Source organism: Kitasatospora sp. NPDC088134, from assembly GCF_044741705.1.
Lineage (GTDB): Bacteria > Actinomycetota > Actinomycetes > Streptomycetales > Streptomycetaceae > Kitasatospora.
In genome coordinates this window covers 21161-37978 of the sequence record NZ_JBIUTD010000031.1, presented here as the reverse complement: position 1 = coordinate 37978, position 16818 = coordinate 21161, and the positions used below count along the sequence as shown (strand labels likewise).

Below are 16818 nucleotides of genomic sequence, written 5' to 3'. Positions count from 1 at the left end.
CAACCCGGCCTGGCCGCGCACAGACCGGCACAGGCTCTCAACCCACTGGGTGTCCCCTGGCTGTGCGGTGCCGTCGCGGGCCCGCTCTGGGGGTTGGGGCGGGGCGGGCCTCTCACTTTCGGCGGGCCTTCTTGTGGTCGGAGTCGGAGGGGTGGCGCTTGGGCGCGGGGAGGTTGTCGATCAGGTCCCACAGCAGTCCGCCGCCGGCCGCCCACGTCTCCAGCAGGTGCCGGTCGACGAGATGGATGCCGTGGGTCTTGCCCCATGGGACTGCCTTGGAGGAGAAGCCTCCGTTGGTGACGATGAGGGCGAACGTGGCGCCGTGGACGGGCTGGGCGGTGCCTTTGACCTGCTGGAGGACCGGGACGCCGATCTTCTTGCCGGCGGCGCCGTCACGCCGGTGTTTGACCTGGACGGCCCAGATCCGCCCGTCCGGGTCCACGGCCCGTACGTCGCAGGCGTCGTCCCCACCGCCGCCGGTCCGCTCTGCTCGGAAGCCGTCGCGGCGCATCAGGTCCCGCACCGCGTACTCGAACCTGCGGTAGTGGAGAGCGTCGAGTTGCGCGAGGGAGTACTTCAGCCCGGTGCGGCGGAGTCGCTCCTCCCACTTCTGGCGGCCCTCTCGCCGGTAGCCCCACACCGCGAGGAGGAAGCATGCCGGCCCCAGCACGGTGGTGGACGGCCACCAGATGCTGTCCAGCCAGTTGCCGAGCACCACGATTCCGGCGATCAGGGCCAACCCGCCCAGCACTGCGGTAGCCACCATCGCCACCTCCGGCCAGTCCCACGTGTTGTCCGGGGCTGGTTCGCCGGACGTTCCCGTGGTCGCGCCCGGCGGCACGCTGTCCAGCGCGTCGTCCGCCGACTCGGCGGCGAGCGCCGAGGTCCTGGCGATCGTCATGCCGCCGCCCTGAGTCGACCGCGCCGGGGCAGGTGCAGGAGGTCGGGCAGGGCGGTGCCGCCCTCGGCCCAGCGTCGCAGGGCCTCGCGGTCCACCCAGTGGATGCCGTGCTTGTCGCCCCACGCCTTGGCATCGCGGGTGAACGACCCGTTGGTGACCACCACCGCGACGTCGGCCCGGTGCACGGGCTGGGCGGTGCCCTTGACCTGGTACATCACCTGGGAGCCGACCTTGCCGCCGACCTTGGTGTGCTTGGCCTGCACGACGATCCGGCCCCACCGGGCGTCCTGGCCGATCACGTCGGCGGCCTGGTCACCCTGCTGGCCGACCTGCCGGGCCTCGATCCCATCGCGCAGGAGTAGGTCGCGCAGGGCGAATTCGAACTGCTTGTCGTCCATCGCGTCGAGCTGGGCGAGGCTGAGCCGCAGCGAAGCGAGCCGCTCGCGGCGCGCGGCCGCACCCACGCGCCGCAGCCACCACCAGGTGACCACGCCCACCACGCCGAGAGCGGCCAGGACCACGAGCAGGGGCATGCCGTCGGTGACCACCCACCGCAGGCCCTGCGCGGCCCACGACACGACGACCAGCGCGATAACAGCGGCGGCGACGCGTTCGGGCGCCGTACGCGGTGCCCGCAGCCCGAGCCGGCGGAGCTTTCGGCGCATCAGTGGCCCGCCGCCGGGGCGGAAGCCGGAGCGGTGGTGCCCGGGCTGGTGTTCGTGGTCGTCGCCGAGCCGCCGCCCTGTCCATACAGCCACAGGCCGCCGACGACGAGCGCGACGATCACCCAGCCGCTGGTCTTCTTCATCCGCGGGCGCGGGTTGCGCCGGATGTGACCACGGACGTAGTGGAATCCCTCGGGTGCCATGGGCTTTCCCCTCCCTGACCGGCGGCCCGCCCGATGCGTTCCCGCCCTGGGGAATTGGTGTAGCAGCGGGCTCCGACAAATCCTGACTGATCATCAACAATGATCATCAGGTGCGGCGTTAACCAGCCATCGGCCCGCCTGCCGGGGCGCATAGCCCCGGGCGAAGCGATGACCAGTGCCGATGTCCCAGTGCCTCGAGGCCATCCGGCTCCGCTGAGGCATGGCGCCACTGCGGGCATCGGGGCTGGGGAATGCGGACCGCCTGCGGAGGGATGCGAATCGGCGCTGTCGCTCCTACGGACGCCTCGTCGCCACAGATGGCGGGTTCACGGCGGTGCACGCCCGCGCACGGTGGCCGCGCTGGCAACGGCAACTGCCTGCTACGGCAGCGCGGCGGCCGCCTCGTGGTTCTCGGTCGGCTGGTCCAGCTGCTGCTGGCGACGGCGCTGTTCGCCCCGCAGAGCCTCGACGCGATCGGTGAGCCTGGCCAGCGCCTCGCCCTCGGTGCCCAGCCCCGCGTACTCGCCCACGCGCAGGGTCGCGGCGTTGGCCTCCTGCTCGATCGCGTCCGCGGTCAGCTGAAGGTAGAACGAGCGTTCACGGAACTTGAAGTAGCCGGTGAAACCCGCCGCCAGGCCGACCGCCAGGCTCACGCCGACCGTGGTCCAGCGGTGGGCAGGCAGAGCGCCCGCCAGCGCGGCGATCGTGCTGGTCAGCAGCGATCCCACGGTGATGACGCACTGGAACCAGTTGTGCAGCCTCCGGTACTTCAGGCTCTCCGCCTGGTACTGCGCGATGATCTCCGAGAGATCCTCGCGGTAGTAGCGCTGACGGACCTCCACTTCCGGATACGTGGTGGCGGCGAAGTGGCGCTTGGCTTCGCGTGCTCTCTCCAGCCGTCCTTGCAGAACCACTTGGCTCGGCAGTTGCCGGTGGACGGCCTTCGTTCCCGTACGCCAGTTCACCCACTCGCCACCGACTACGAGCACCGCGCAGATACCGTCCATCCGGACCAGTTCGGGCCAGCCGACCCGTCCGATCAGGGCGATGGTCCCCACGATTCCCACTGCCCACCCGAGCACGGCCACCGCGGCTGACAACCGCATTCTCCGGTCCACCCGGCGGCGGAGGGCGAGCTCGGCCTCGGTCTCCCGTACGGTGTCCGCCAGCAGCAGCAACTGCTCCAGCCTCACCGGCTGGGACGGGCCGACGGGTGGTTCGCTTCCAGGCACGCTTCCCCCTGCGGGCACCTCGGGCATCTGGCGGGCGGTCGCCTCGTGATCGAACGGAGTATGCCACCGCGGAAACGGGCGCGAGGGTGACAGTGGCGAAGTCCCTTTGCGGCCCAGCAGTTCTACCCGGTCGGCTGGCTCCACCCTGATGGCTCAGTGACGGTGGTGAAGAGGGCTCGTTGTCCGTGCGGACACCAGCGAGGCGGCGGGAGGCCGGCAACGTGGGCAGGCAGAAGATCAGCAAACCACGCAGGCCACGGCGACCCCCGGTCGTGCCCACCAGGTTGAAGCCCACGCTCGCGCTCTCCGAGGAGCGGCCTGACGGGGTGTTCTATGAGCTGTGGGCTCCCACCGACCGCACCGGCCTGGACGTGTGGCGGCTGGTGGACCACGAGCTCCGCCAGCGCGGCGCCAGCGATCTGCAGTTGCTGGAAGACCTGGAGTTCTTCGCCACCGTCTACGGCCCCGAGGCCCCTGTCAACGCGGTCTTCATGCTCGAACACCACATCGGCAGCGGCCAGATCCCCTTGCGCTGGCCCGGCGAGGAAACCTACGAACTCATGCCGGCCCACGGCGCCGGTGGCTGGGCGAAAAACCAGGCCGAAAGCCGCGAGGCCCACCACCGGATGCACGCCGGCGTGTGGATCGTCATGGATGACCACGGGGTGATGTGCTCTCGCGTCACTCCCGACGTCCCTCGTCATGCTCTCCTCTCTATGCTGGCCGGCATGGATGACGGCGACTTGGCGGAACTGGTCGCCGACATCGGCGAGGCAGCGGCGGAGAAGCTGGTGCACCAGCTGCGGTGATGGCCGCCGACCCGCAGGCCACGGGCCGTGGAGCAAGGGCTGCCTGCCGGTCGGCATCGAGGGCTTGACGCGGACGCTCCCCGAGCACCGGTCTCCGACCTCAGGAGAGGCTGGAGCCTGTCACGGCTGTCGCCTGCTAGGCAGGCCCGCGACAGTGCGGCTCTTGCCCAGCTTCTCCTTGAGCTGGAGGTTCTCGCGGTAGAGGTTGGCGGTCACCGAGGCGAGTGCGTCGAGCTTCCCGTTCATCTCGGTGACCTGCTGCTTGGCCTCGCGCAGGTCTTTGCGGAGCTTGGCGATCGTCTCGTCCCGCTCGACTTCACCTGGGGTTCGCAGGACCGGCCGGGCGACCTTCAGGTCCCACTCGGCGAGGATGTCCTCGGCGCGGTGGACCGTGGCATGGCTGACCCCGGCCTCCCGGGCGAGGTTCTCCTTGGTCAGGGCGCCGTCCGTGCGCAAGGGCCGCCCCGCCAGGAGCCTTTCCATGGCCTCTCGCAGCTTGGTCGCGGTCGCGGCGGATACCGGCATCAGTCGTTGTCCGTTTCGTCGTTGAGTGCGTGGGTGATGCGCTGGACGTCGCTCAGGCGGATCAGGACGGCCTCTCGCCTCGGCGGGGCCAGTCGGCGGTTCTTGGCCATCTCGGTGAGGTCGTTCTCCTCGGCGAGCCAGATCGGCGCGTGGGCGCGGGTGATCACGGAGTTTCGGCACCGTGCCGGTTCGCATGCTCCGATCAACGGGGACTGGCCTCGCTGGTCTTCGGGCAGCGCGTTCTGGCATTCGGCCTGCTTGGCGTCCCACATACAGTGGTTGAGCGTGCCCAGGTGCAGTTCGGGGAACTCGTTGTGCAGGAGGATCGTCTGGACTCTCTCGTCGGCGAGCTGGGCTCGCAGTTGCGGGTCGTTGTCCATCGCGGCGATAACCTTGTCCAGGCCGGCGTGTAGGCGGGCGGCGCCTGGCCCGACGGCCACGTCCTCGCCGCTGCGGCGGGCCTTCAGCAGTGCCACCAGCTTCTGGGCCGCGGCGAACTCGAGCTGCCGGTCGAACTCCTTGATCCAGTCCTTGTCGGCTCTCGCGTATCCGAGGGTGACGCGGTTGGCGAGCGCCCGGCGGGCGGCGTGCTTGAGCTGGAGGCCGAGCGCGATCTCCGCGTCGGGTTCCTGCCCGGTGATCACCGCCATCGTCTTGCGGAGCATGTGGGGTCGTACCGCCGCCGGCGCGATGGGCTCCAGTCCCAGCCTCTCGTGGTTCGCGTTGATACCCGCTATGAAGAAGTCGATGGCCTGATCGGCGTGGATGCCGCGTCGGCCGGCCTGCAGGTGGGCGGGGTCACGTGATGGCAGGTCAGCCTGCGAGCCTCTGATCGTGGCGAAGACGTGGGTGTCGTGCCAGGACAGCTGCTCGGCGACCGCGAGTGCCTGCGCGACCGGCTCGATGATCCACCAGTGCTTCTCCGGTTGGTTCTTGTCGTGCTTGATCTTGCGTGAGCGGATGGCGGGGGACCCGTAGTAGGTGGCGAGGGCTCCTCGCTCGATCTCCTGGATCTCACTGTCCCTCATCATGCTCAACGCCCCGATGAACACGTAGCAGGCGGCTCGGAGCATACGCAGTTCGTAGTCGAGATTGGCCATGGTGATGCCTGATCGCCACGGTTCGCAGCTGCCGTCCGGCCGCGTGATCAGGCTGAACTCGACGCCCGCGATCGGGACATCGCGTCCGGTGCCCTCACCGCTCACCCTGACCACCTGGCCGGCCGCCACGGCCGCTTCGACCATGCGGAGTCGGTGCTGTGCTGTGGGGGTCTTGGCCATGAAGACCCCAGTGTCGTTCAGGTCGTAGATCACCCGTGCCAGGACCTTCACGATGGGGCTGCCCGCGGGGCCCTCCGACGTGTCGTGCTCGCGGATCGGAACGAGGTTGTTCGGGTCTGCCAGCCACATCGCGAGTGTGTCGCTCAGCTCGGCGGTCGACCGGTACTTGTGCCGGGGCTGTTGGCGGGCGACCCCCAACTCCTTGGCGGCGTTGCGTGGGTTGACCGCTCGGGTCCGGCCCGCGTCGAGCGCCGGTTGCACAAGGTCACGGCGGGCGCGTCCGAGAGCGCTGGTACCCAGGAAGATCATGTTGTTCGCGCCGTCGGTGATCATCAGGCTCAACGAGCACCACAGGGCGCTTCCGGTGGGAAAGCCGTTGCTCGGGCGGTCCCGTACGGGGACAAGGTTCGCCGGGTCGGCCAGCCACTGGCGGAGCTTGCGGTCGTAGTCGGCGTTCCTGGAGATCGAGGAGCGCGACTTCTGTGTGGTCGTCTCCCTCGGACCGGCCGGCACCTGCTGGGCGCGGGCCCTCGCCTCGAAGATGTCCGGGGCGAAGCTGTGGATGTAGGTCCATGCCGCCCGCAGCAGCGGCCACCAGGTGGCCGGTGGGACCGACGGTGTGGTCACCTCGCCGTCGGCCCTGAGGTCTGCTGCCGTGATCACCAGTTGGTCGATACCGGCGGGGCGGGCGGTCACGCGCGTGGCCGGCACCCCCGGCCACGGGTCCTCGCGCATACCGCCATGGGTCAGGACGGGGGCGAAACGTTGCAGCCTACGGAGTGCCACAACGTAGCCGGGCAGCGTCTGCGGTCCGACCCGCTCGGCGGTGGCGTCGATGAAGTCCTGCCAGTCGTCCGGCTCCCACAGGCCGAGGTTCTCGGGCATCTGCCTCTTGAGCGCCCAGCGCCGCAAGCCGTTGAGCTTATTCAGTGTGTGCCGGCTCGTGCCGAGGCTGTCCGGTTCGGCGGGCAGGTCGATCCCGGCGGCGCGAACAGCCGCGTGGGCGGGGTTGCAGTGGACGAACGACACTTCCCTCGCACGAAGGTTCCACACCGGGTCACGGGTGGGGAACAGGAGCCTCCACTCACCCCGTATGCGGTTCGACGGACGCCGCAGGCAGTCTGCCAGCCACCGGTCGGTCTGTCCGAAGACCGGTACTGGAACCCCGGGCAGGATCGTGGAGAAGGCGGTGAACACCTCCTCGTCGTCGCGGAATTGGCGGGAGGAGTGGGGCAGGAGGCGGGCTGTGGCAGTGCTCACCGGTCGTACTCCGTTCGCATGCCCAGCGGCAGGTCGAGTCTCAGCCGCTCGTCCTCGATCTGCTGGCGGGCTTGGGGGATCTGGTCGGCGCATTCGGTGAACACCTCGGCGAGCGCGGCGGCCTGCTTGCCCCAGTACGCCTGCCAGCGCGGCGGGTCGAGCACCGTCTTCATGTGCTCGATGTGGTCGGAGAGCATCAGCAGGCGTGGGATCTGGGAGGTGAAGATCACCGCGTTGCGGCAGAGCATGCACATGGCCGGGGCGACATGGCAGAGCTTGGTGCCCGGGGTGTACGGGGAGTCGTACGGATCGCGGCAGTTGACCAGGCCCATGTCCAGCTGGCCGTCGCGCAGGGCCTCGGCCTGCGGCACGGTGACGCCCAGTGCGCTCGCGGCCGCCGGCTTGGCGAGATCCTTCTCCGCGTCCTGCTGGACGAGCACCGGCTTCCCCTCGATCTTGCTGAACACCGTCTTCTGGGCCTGGTTGATGGCCCGGCCGGACAGCGTGTAGGTGGTGGTGCCGTGGCCGTAGTGGCTTCGGAACGTCTCAACGTGGTGGTCATCGCCAGCGAGGTCGGACAGAACGCCGCCCAGGACGGCGACTCGGGCCGACTTCACGGCCTTGCGGAAGCGCCGGACGTCGTGCGGCAGGGAGATCTCCAAGGCAGGAGAGCCGTCCTCGCGGACATGGCCGGCGATCCAGTCCGGGAAGCGCCGCTTGGGCAGCTTGAAGCTGACCTGCGCGGCTCTCAGGCTCAGTCCTTCCTTCGTCCTCGGGCCGATTTCCACCGACACCATCAGATACGGGTCGACGGCGAACACGACGCGGGTGAGCTCGGTGGCGGAGATCAGTCGCCGGATCAGGCCCGGCACGTCCCACACGCCCTGGCCCGCGAAGTCCTGGGGTTCGTCGGCGCTCTCGTCGAGCTCGGGCAGGTCCCGGTGCAGGCGCTGTCGGATGCGGTGGGCCCGCAGCTTCTGCTGTACGAGACGGACCCCGCCGTCGGTGAAGACGACATCGGGCAGCATCAGCGTGGGCAGCTCTTCCGGCGCACAGTCCATCCCCATGGTCAGCAGGATGCGGAACGCCTGGAGATCGAGTTCGCCTGGGAACAGCAGCGCGCTGACCTCCCGCATCAGGTTCATCGTGCCCTGAGAGCCGCCCGAAGTCAGCAGTTCCCGCAGTGCAGCGGGCCAGCGGTAGGTATGGCTCGACAGCGCGTCCCGCAGGGTCGTGGTGTTCAGGAGCCCGGCCCGGGCGGCCCACACCAGGTTCGGAAGCTCGTGCCAGCCCTGATGGACCAGCCGCGGGTCCTGTCCGATCTCGAGCAGGCGCCGGCCCTGAGACAGGCGTGCCTCCATGGCCCGGACGTCGGCTCGTGCGGCCTGCGTCAGTGCCAGGCGCTCGGCGTTGGAGAACTCCTCCAGCACCCCGGTCTCCGGCTTCCCGAACGACGCTCCGTTCTCTGCCCGGCGCCGCAGCCGCTCCGACACCTCACCACCGTGCACAGCGCAGGAGTCGATCAGGACCAGCAGGCTATTCGCCAGGCCCCACGGCATCGTCGAGGTCGCCGCGTATTCTTCGCGCAAGGACACCTCCCACGCGTAGATGACCTCGACCAGATCGAGCGGACCACCACTGAGCGTGACCTTCGACGCGTCGAGTCCGTGCGACAGGGCGTGCTTGTCGACGTACTCGGCGAACGCGCGGATCGTCTGGCCGTAGAGCGACCCGTCGCGGAGTTTCGCCCGGCGCACGTAGGCGACCCACTCATCGGCCAGCTGGGCGGCCAGGCGGGAGCAGGTGTACTTGCTCGGGTCGACTGCGGCCGCGGCCTCGGTCCGGCCGCTCTGCTTCTTCCTGACGGTGCGGACACCGACCGCATCCGGTGTCGGCGGCTCCGGGCGCGGGGGTACCGGTGCGGTCCGAGCGGCGCGTTCTCCTCGGCGCGGCATCAGGCCACCGCCTCGTCGGACAGCCAAGTCGCGTAGTCTGCATAGGTCTTGTCCGCGCTGGTCCACTCGGCCAGGGCTCGTTGGACCAGGACGTTTGTGTCCTCCAGGTAGTACAGGTACTTCATGGTCGTGGACGGACTGCTGTGACCGAGGAGCCGCTGCACGGTCAGCAGCGGGTTGCGGGAGATGTGCTTGAACACGTAGGTGGGCGTGGCCGCGTCGCCCGCCCGCTTCGCGCTTTCGACGTATTCCTGAACCAACTGCTCGGTGAGGATCTGGAGCATGTAGACGGCGAACGTGTGGCGGCAGTCGTGGGCGGTCACCTTCGGTGGCATCACCACGGGGCCCTTGATCGTTTCCGCGCGGCTGCTGGCGGCGTCGAAGATCTGCTGCCAGCGCGACTTGCCGAGCATCCGCCCGCCCCGGCCGATGAACAGCGCCATCGGCTCCAGGCCCCGGTCGCCCTCGATGACCGTGATCCGCCGCAGCGGCTCCTTCATCGCCGCGATGGCGAACGTGCGGGTGCGGCCGTGCAGCCGGCCGGTCAGCTTCATCGCCCGGCGGTCCACGTCGGTGACCACGAACAGGTTGGCGCGGTTTCGGTAGAGCGTCGGCGCGGCCTTGGTGATCGTCGCGGCCCGTTCGATCCGGCGGTAGAGGTCCACCGAGCGGAGCACCTCGTGCTGAATCCACAGGTCACGCGGTCGGCCCCGCTTGGCGATGGCTTGCAGCTTGACCTTCGCCGGCGTTCTGTCGAGACGCGGTTCTCCGACCTCGATGTCCAGCAGGGCCCGGAACTCGCGCTGCCGGGCGCCGCTGGTGACTGCCAGCTCGGCCGCCGACATGTTCCGCAGCACGTCCTGGCCGCGGAAGCTCCGGTCCATCCGCCCGTCCGGGAGGTAGCCGCCGAACCCGACCCGATGGAGGTGGTGCCACTGCGGATAGGTCAGGTGCCGGACGGGCATCTCCACGACCACGTCCCACTGGAGCGCGTCCCTACCGTTCTTCCGCTTCAGGTACGGCATCCGGTCGAGCAGATGAGTGTCCACTGCCCACCCGTAGAAGCTGTTGATCGCGGCACGGTTGCGCTTCCATGTACCCGGCTGCACGGGGTTGTCCTGGTGCTCGGTGCGGTAGTCGCGGTACCCGACCAGGTCGTCCTCGGTGGCCGAGAGCAGATCGACCGGCGGATCGAGCGCAGCGAGGTAGTCCTCGACCGCCAGCAGGTCGTAGGTGTAGTCCTCCAAGGACCCCGCGCCGAGGGTCTTCTGCATCTCGAACGCGTAGGAGCACAGCGGCTCACGCGGGCGCATGTCCGGTCCAAGGAAGAACGGCGTGCCGTCCGCCAGAGCGCCCTTCCGATCGACCACGTCCAGGGCCCGAAGGTCCGTACCCGGCACGACATCCAGGTACCGGCGGACCTTGTCCCTCGATACGAAGTAGTAGCTCATCCCCCACTCCTCACTGAGATAGCAAGCAAGCTGGACACTAACCGGCTCATCTGCCGACCTCAGCTCCCTCTGCCAACTCCCTGAGACATGTATTGATACTGGTCCTAACCCAGCGACTCCTGGTTGGGCGGGCGGGACTGCAGGCGGACCACGTGCGGGTGGTCCGGGCGCAGCTCGGCGGAGTCCTCGGCGAGGACGATCCGTTCGTGGTCGGGGACCAGCCCGAGCAGGGCGGCGAGCAGGGTGGTCTTGCCGCTGCCGGTGCCGCCGGAGATCAGCAGCGAGAGCCGGGCCCGCAGCACGGCGGCCAGCAGGTCGGCCCCGGACGGGGGCAGCGCCCCGGCGGCGACCAGTTCGGCGAGGGTGAAGGGCGTGCTGCGGCTGGTGCGCAGCGAGATGTGCGTGCAGTCGGCGGCGATCGGCGGGAGCACGGCGTGCAGCCGGGTGCCGTCGGGGAGCCGGGCGTCCACCCAGGGGCGGGCGTCGTCGAGGCGGCGGCCGGCGGCCGTGGCCAGCCGGTGGGCGAGGCGGCGGACGGCGTCCGCGTTCGGGAAGCGCACTCCGGGAGCGCGTTCCAGACCACGGCCCCGGTCGACCCAGATCCGGTCCGGGCCGTTGACCAGGACGTCGGTGACGCCGCTCTCGGCGAGCAGCGGATCGAGCGGGCCCGCGCCGACGATCTCGGCGCGCAGCGTGCGGACCGCGTTCAGCACGTCGGCCCCGCCGAGCGGCGGCCGGGCCGCGCGCAGGGCGGCGGCGACCGACCCCGCGGTGGGTGGTGCGCCCGCCTCGGCGAGCCGCATCCGGACGGCGTCCACCAGCTCGGCCGCGGCCTCGTCCGGCATCCCGCCGGACGACGCCCCGCCGGGCAGCGCCCTGCCGACCCCCGGCCCACTCGACAACGGCCCGCCCGACGACGGGCCACCCGGCGGGGGCGGTGCGGCGGCGCCCTGCTGACGGCGCACCAGGTACCGGACGGGCGGGGCCTGCTGAGGCCCGGGAGCGGTCCCGTCCGGCTCGGGCACCGGTCCGTCCCCGGCCGGCCCGGCGGGGGCGCCGAACAGGTGGCGGGCCCGCGGTACGGCGATCCGGCGGTGGGTGCGGGCGATCGGCTGCCGGACGGCGCGCGCCGCACCGACGGCCCTCGCTCCAGTGTCCGCCGCGCGGGAGTCCGCGCCCCGGTCGTCGACGGCGTGCAGACGGTTGGTCATGAGTCCTCCTCAGGCCGCCACGACGGGCGGCATCGCTTCGGTCAGGAACCGGCCGCAGAACCGGGCCAGCGGCCCGCGTTCGCGCAGTCCGGGCGGGGTGCCGCGTTCGACGTCCAGCGCCAGGCCGGGCTCGGGGGCGAGTTCGCCGGCCAGCCGCAGGCGCAGGCCGCGGGCGACGTCGGCGGCGGTGAGCCCGGCCGGGCCGGGGGTGCGGACGACGACCCTGAGGTCGGCCAGCCGCATCCGGACGGCGGCGGCGACCCGGTCCGCGGCGGCCATCGCGCGGAGCTCGGCGGGCACCACCAGCAGGGCGGTGTCGGCCTGTTCGAGCGCCTGGTCGGCGGCCGCGTCGAGGTGTCTGGGCAGGTCGAGGACGACCAGGCCACCGCGTCTGCGGGCCGCCGCCAGGACGCTGCGCATGGCCTCGGCGGGGATGGCCAGGGTGTCGGACCTGTCCCAGGACAGTGCACTGAGCCGGTGCGGCTCGGGCAGCGCCCTGGCCAGTTCGGCCCCGTTGATCCGGCCGCGGGAGGCGGCCAGGTCGGGCCAGCGCAGGCCGTCGGCCCGTTCCGCGCCGAGCAGCACGTCCAGCCCGCCGCCGAGCGGGTCGCCGTCGATCAGCATCGTCCGGTGCCCGGCCCGGGCCGCACGGACCGCCAGGGCGCAGGCCAGGGTGGAGGCGCCGGCCCCGCCGCGGCCGCCTAGCACCGCGACGGTGAGCGCGGGCGGCCCGACGCCCTCGGTGGCGTCGGCGATCCGGTCGAGCAGCCAGGACTGCGCGTCGGGCAGGAAGAGGACGTGCTCCGCGCCGAGCCGGACCGCGCGGACCCAGATCTCCCCATCGTCGAGGTCGAGGCCGAGCAGCAGCACCCCGGGCCGCCTGGGCAGGCCCGCGCACCGCTCGGCCAGGTCGTCGCCGACCAGCACCAGCGGGGCGCCCTCCCAGAGCCGGGCGGGCGGTGGGGCGCCGCTGAGCAGTCGTGGCTCGGCCCCGGCCGCGGCGCAGAGCCGGGTGAGCTGTTCGGCGAGCTGCTCGTCGCCGGTGAGGATCAGTGGCCCCGGCGGGGGCTCGGGCGCGGTGGGGTGCGGGTCGGTGACCGGAGCGGACAAGGCGGGCCTCCCGTGGTGCGGGAACGGTCGGACGTCGCGCCGGACCCGACGGCCCGGAACGGGCTCCGCCGAGCGGCGCGGACACCACGGTGAAGGACTGCGCGGAATGTGTCGGCCGAGTTCCCATTGCCTGTGGATAACCGGCCCCTGTGGATAACCGGGGTCACTCGAACAGTGGACGAAGCAGTTGCGAATTGACACATCGGGTATACCAATATGACACTCGCACAACTACGCAGCGTCACATAATCCCGGCCTGCGAAGACCTCGCGGAGACCCCTCGACAGCGGCCCACGAGCCACTGGAGCACCCCCGGAAAGCTTCGGCCCCACCCCTCCCGAAAGCCCCAACTGCCCAAGAAAACGGGCCCGGACATGCGACGACCCCCGCCGGGGGGGAGAGCGGGGGTCGTCTATCCACGGTCCGACTCGGGGGGGAGGAGCCGGACCGGGTTAGCACGGTCGCGCGAACGATCCGTGACTTCCATGGTGTACCCGACCGGCCAGAAACACAAACCCGCACGCCCGCAGGTCCACCGAATGGCCGCCGGTTTTGGTCGCCCCTCTATCCTCGGTTCCCGTGGACACCACCGAGAACGCCGACTTCGCCGACCGCGGCGCCGACCGGAACACCGAACCGGGCGTCGACCGCCAGACCGAACCCGAACCCGGACCCACGACCGCGCCCGCCGCCGGGCCCGCAACAGAACCTGCGACCGAGCCCGCAGCCGAGCCCGCAGCCGGCCCCTCGACCGTGCCCGCCCCCACCGGCTACGGCGTGCCCCGGACGGCCGCCTTCTTCGACCTCGACAAGACGATCATCGCCAAGTCGAGCGCGCTCGCCTTCAGCCGCCCGTTCTACCAGGGCGGCCTGATCAACCGCCGTTCGGTGGTGAAGAGCGCCTACGCCCAGTTCGTCTTCCTGGTCGGCGGTGCGGACCACGACCAGATGGAGAAGATGCGGGCCTACCTGTCGGCGCTCACCCGCGGCTGGAACGTCCAGCAGGTGCGGGAGATCGTCGCGGAGACCCTGCACGGCATGATCGACCCGATCATCTACGACGAGGCCGCCTCGCTGATCGAGCAGCACCACGCGGCCGGGCGGGACGTGGTGATCGTCAGCAGCTCGGGCTCCGAGGTGGTCGAGCCGATCGGCCAACTCCTCGGCGCGGACCACGTGATCGCCACCCGGCTGCACGTCGAGGAGGGGCGCTACACCGGCGAGATCGAGTACTACGCGTACGCCGAGAACAAGGCGGCGGCGATCCGCGAGCTGGCCGGCCGGGAGGGCTACGACCTGGCCAACTGCTATGCGTACAGCGACTCTTCGACCGACCTGCCGATGCTGGAGGCGGTCGGCCACCCGGCCGCGGTGAACCCGGACCGGGCGCTGCGCAAGGAGGCGGTGGCCCGCGAGTGGCCGGTGCTGGTGTTCAGCCGTCCGGTCGAACTGACCCGCCGGCTCCCGGAGTTCCACGCGCCGAGCCGGTCGGTGCTGGCCGCGGTGGCGGTCGGTGCGGCGGTGCTGACGGCCGGGGTGCTCTGGTACAGCGCCCGGCGGCGGCGCCCCGCAGCAGCCTGAGCAGCCCCGCCGACGCCCCACCGGCGGCCCCGCCCGCGCGCGGCGCGAGGGTTCGCCGAATCGGACAGATCCGGAACAAAGGCAGGTTATCGGCCGTTTTCGGGTTCCCCTTTCGGCCGATCTGCGGTAGAAATGGGGTACGGCCCGCGAGACCCGGTAAGGACCCCAAGAGGTCGAACCGACAACGCAGTTCAGGCCCCACGGACCGATGTACGGACAACTGGGCACCCACATGCAGCCGACCCGCTGACGGGCCGCCGCACCAGGCGAACGGGCGCAGGACCCCGCCTGATGGGCAAAGAACACGGTGCATGCACTGGTAACCCGGCCGCCGTACCAGCGGCGGCGCCCGGAGGAGCCGGGCGCCGCCGCATCACTGCGAGTCCCACCGATCCATCCCCCCACGCCCACGCCCCCGGCCGGGTAACTCCGGCCGGGGGCGGGCGGTTTCGGACGGCGGGCGGGTTCAGACCATGCCGCGCTGCATCGCCTCGCACACCGCGGTGCTCTCCCGGACGCCGAGGCCGAGCCCGGCGGCGCAGTGGGTGAGCCAGCGGGCCAGCCCCTCGGGGGTGCCCGCCAGGTAGCCGAGCAGGGCCTGCCGGTAGGCGGCGGTGCCGAGTTCGGCCAGGCCGACCTCGGCGGGGCAGATCGCCTTGGGGTCGAGACCCTCGGCGGTCAGCACGATCCGCTGGGCGGCCCGGGCGACCAGCCCGTTGTACGAGCCGAACGGGCGCAGCGCCAGCAGTTCGCCGTGCACGACCGCGGCGACCACCAGCGCGGGCGCGCCGCCGGTGGGGCGCTCGGCGCGGGCGGCCAGCAGCCCGGCGAGCTGGTCCAGCCGGGCGGCGGCCTCGGCGGGCGGGGGCGGCGGCGGCAGCTCGCCGGCCGGACCGGCGAAACCGGCCGAACCGGCGGAACCGACGGAGGGGCCGCCGTCCGCACCCGCGCCCTCGGTGGCGGCGAGCTCGCGCGGGAACAGCGGGTCGGCCCGCTCGTCGGCGCGGCGCGGCCGACCGGCGGCCGGGTCGCCGTCGCCGACGGCGAGCAGGTGCAGCCGGGCCAGCACCTGGAGCGGGGAGGTGCGCCAGATGCTGAGCAGCTGGCCGGCCTCGGCGGACAGGCGCAGCGCGGCGCCGACCGTCCGGGCCTCGGGGTCGGCGCCGAAGTCGGTGCGGCGGCGGACCTCCTCCAGCGGCCAGTCGGCGCCCTCCAGGGCGGCGGAGGCCCGGGCGCCGCGCAGCGCGGACTCGGAGGTCACCTCGGCCGCCCGGCGCCGCATCACGCGGTGCCCGTAGAGGCGGTCGACGTTCCTGCGCACCTCGGCGACGGCCTCGGGGACCCCGGCCAGCAGGGCCAGCGGGGCGAGCGGGTCAGTTCCTGTGGTCACCTACCCGAGAGTAATGAATCCACCGGGCAGCCGGGAGGCAACCCCCGGGTCACCCTTTCGTGGCAATCCGCTCTTCCCCCACGTGCGACACCCCAAACCACCGCTAGCATGTGGCACTAATCGGTGACGATAACGGTTTCCAACAAGCGTCCACCGCGGCAGCAGGGCCACTCCGACCGCACGGCAGGCGCGGCGCACCGGGTCCGCGCACCGCAAAGCCACAGAGCCCCACAGGGCCACAGAGCCGGAGACTCAGAGATGAAGATCGCCTTCGTCGGCAAGGGCGGCAGCGGCAAGACCACCCTGTCCGCCCTGTTCATCCGCCACCTGGCCGCCGCCGGACACCCGGTGGTCGCCGTCGACGCCGACATCAACCAGCACCTCGGCCCGGCACTCGGCCTGACGGACGGTCAGGCCGCCACGCTCCCCTCGCTCGGCGCCCACCTGCCGGAGATCAAGGAGTACCTGCGCGGGGACAACCCGCTGATCCGCTCCGCCGAGGAGATGATCAAGACCACCCCGCCCGGCCACGGCTCCCGGCTGCTGCGGATCGTCGAGGAGAACCCGGTCTACGCGTCCTGCGCCCGGCCGATCGCGCTGGACGAGGGCTCGGTGCGGCTGATGGCCACCGGCGCGTTCACCGAGGAGGACCTCGGGGTGGCCTGCTACCACTCCAAGGTCGGCGCGGTGGAACTGCTGCTCAACCACCTGCTGGACGGCCCGGACGAGTACCTGGTGACCGACATGACGGCCGGTTCGGACTCCTTCGCCTCCGGCCTGTTCACCCGCTTCGACCTGACCTTCCTGGTGGCCGAGCCGACCCGCAAGGGCGTCTCGGTGTACCGCCAGTACAAGGAGTACGCCCAGGACTTCGACGTCCACCTGCGGGTGGTCGGCAACAAGGTGCAGGGCCCGGACGACCTGGAGTTCCTGCGCCGCGAGGTCGGCGAGGACCTGTACGCCTGCTTCGGGCAGTCCGGCTGGGTGCGTCGACTGGAGCGCGGGGACGAGCCGCCGCTGCGCGAGCTGGAGCCCGCGAACCGGGGCGTGCTGGCCGAGCTGAAGGCCGCCGCCGACGCCGCCCACGAGCTGCGCGACCCGCGCCGGTACAGCGCCCAGGCGGTCCGCTTCCACCTGCGCAACGCGGAGAGCTGGGGCAACGCCAAGGTCGGCGTCGACCTGGCCACCCAGGTCGACCCGGAGTACGTGCTGGGCGCCGAGCCGGTCCGCGCCGCCGACGTCTGA

General features: G+C 71.3%; 13 protein-coding genes and 1 pseudogene. 3 read left to right on the top strand and 11 right to left on the bottom strand.

All coding sequences use genetic code 11. The features are described from left to right. Positions 1 to 112 precede the first annotated feature (112 nt). From ACIOHG_RS32740 to ACIOHG_RS32725, 4 genes are all read right to left on the bottom strand, one after another. Positions 113 to 901 (bottom strand): restriction endonuclease, encoded by a 789-nt coding sequence (locus tag ACIOHG_RS32740; RefSeq protein ID WP_400956029.1) that lies wholly within the window; start codon positions 899 to 901, stop codon positions 113 to 115. Then, positions 898 to 1566, bottom strand: a complete 669-nt coding sequence (locus ACIOHG_RS32735; protein WP_400956028.1) for a restriction endonuclease — start codon at positions 1564 to 1566, stop codon at positions 898 to 900. Before ACIOHG_RS32735 ends, ACIOHG_RS32740 begins: the two co-directional genes overlap by 4 nt. Next, positions 1566 to 1769: a hypothetical protein gene (locus tag ACIOHG_RS32730; RefSeq protein WP_400956027.1), complete on the bottom strand. Its 204-nt coding sequence runs from the start codon at positions 1767 to 1769 to the stop codon at positions 1566 to 1568. Before ACIOHG_RS32730 ends, ACIOHG_RS32735 begins: the two co-directional genes overlap by 1 nt. A gap of 380 nt (positions 1770 to 2149) precedes the next feature. Beyond that, positions 2150 to 2947: a DUF4231 domain-containing protein gene (locus ACIOHG_RS32725; RefSeq protein WP_400956026.1), complete on the bottom strand. Its 798-nt coding sequence runs from the start codon at positions 2945 to 2947 to the stop codon at positions 2150 to 2152. A 275-nt stretch (positions 2948 to 3222) separates the two neighbouring features. Here ACIOHG_RS32725 and ACIOHG_RS32720 point away from each other — a divergent pair, with 275 nt between their 5' ends. Continuing rightward, positions 3223 to 3810: a hypothetical protein gene (locus tag ACIOHG_RS32720; protein WP_400956025.1), complete on the top strand. Its 588-nt coding sequence runs from the start codon at positions 3223 to 3225 to the stop codon at positions 3808 to 3810. A 120-nt stretch (positions 3811 to 3930) separates the two neighbouring features. On the opposite strand, the gene ACIOHG_RS32715 is transcribed toward ACIOHG_RS32720, so the two are convergent. The 6 genes and pseudogenes from ACIOHG_RS32715 to ssd all read right to left on the bottom strand — a co-directional run bounded on the left by ACIOHG_RS32715 (position 3931) and on the right by ssd (position 12602). Beyond that, positions 3931 to 4293 (bottom strand): hypothetical protein, encoded by a 363-nt coding sequence (locus ACIOHG_RS32715; RefSeq protein ID WP_400956023.1) that lies wholly within the window; start codon positions 4291 to 4293, stop codon positions 3931 to 3933. Positions 4294 to 4334: 41 nt separating this feature from the next. Continuing rightward, a complete protein-coding gene (locus tag ACIOHG_RS32710) occupies positions 4335 to 6875 on the bottom strand; it encodes a hypothetical protein (protein WP_400956022.1) in 2541 nt (846 codons plus the stop codon). Beyond that, a complete protein-coding gene (locus tag ACIOHG_RS32705) occupies positions 6872 to 8857 on the bottom strand; it encodes a hypothetical protein (RefSeq protein ID WP_400956020.1) in 1986 nt (661 codons plus the stop codon). The genes ACIOHG_RS32710 and ACIOHG_RS32705 overlap by 4 nt, the downstream gene beginning before the upstream one ends. After that, positions 8830 to 10281: a tyrosine-type recombinase/integrase gene (locus tag ACIOHG_RS32700; RefSeq protein WP_400956018.1), complete on the bottom strand. Its 1452-nt coding sequence runs from the start codon at positions 10279 to 10281 to the stop codon at positions 8830 to 8832. Before ACIOHG_RS32700 ends, ACIOHG_RS32705 begins: the two co-directional genes overlap by 28 nt. Positions 10282 to 10388: 107 nt before the next feature. After that, positions 10389 to 11126, bottom strand: a pseudogene (locus ACIOHG_RS32695) (CpaF family protein); the annotation flags it as partial. Between the two features lie 375 nt (positions 11127 to 11501). Beyond that, positions 11502 to 12602, bottom strand: coding sequence for a septum site-determining protein Ssd (gene ssd / locus ACIOHG_RS32690; RefSeq protein ID WP_400956016.1), 1101 nt, complete (start codon positions 12600 to 12602; stop codon positions 11502 to 11504). Between the two features lie 777 nt (positions 12603 to 13379). Here ssd and ACIOHG_RS32685 point away from each other — a divergent pair. Further along, complete coding sequence (locus ACIOHG_RS32685) at positions 13380 to 14183, top strand: HAD family hydrolase (RefSeq protein WP_400956083.1); 804 nt, start codon at positions 13380 to 13382, stop codon at positions 14181 to 14183. A 466-nt stretch (positions 14184 to 14649) separates the two neighbouring features. Here the strand turns inward: ACIOHG_RS32685 and ACIOHG_RS32680 are convergent, their stop codons facing one another. Continuing rightward, positions 14650 to 15573, bottom strand: coding sequence for an oxidoreductase (locus ACIOHG_RS32680; RefSeq protein WP_400956014.1), 924 nt, complete (start codon positions 15571 to 15573; stop codon positions 14650 to 14652). A gap of 258 nt (positions 15574 to 15831) precedes the next feature. On the opposite strand from ACIOHG_RS32680, the gene ACIOHG_RS32675 reads away from it, so the two are divergent. Then, positions 15832 to 16818: an ATP-binding protein gene (locus ACIOHG_RS32675; RefSeq protein ID WP_400956012.1), complete on the top strand. Its 987-nt coding sequence runs from the start codon at positions 15832 to 15834 to the stop codon at positions 16816 to 16818.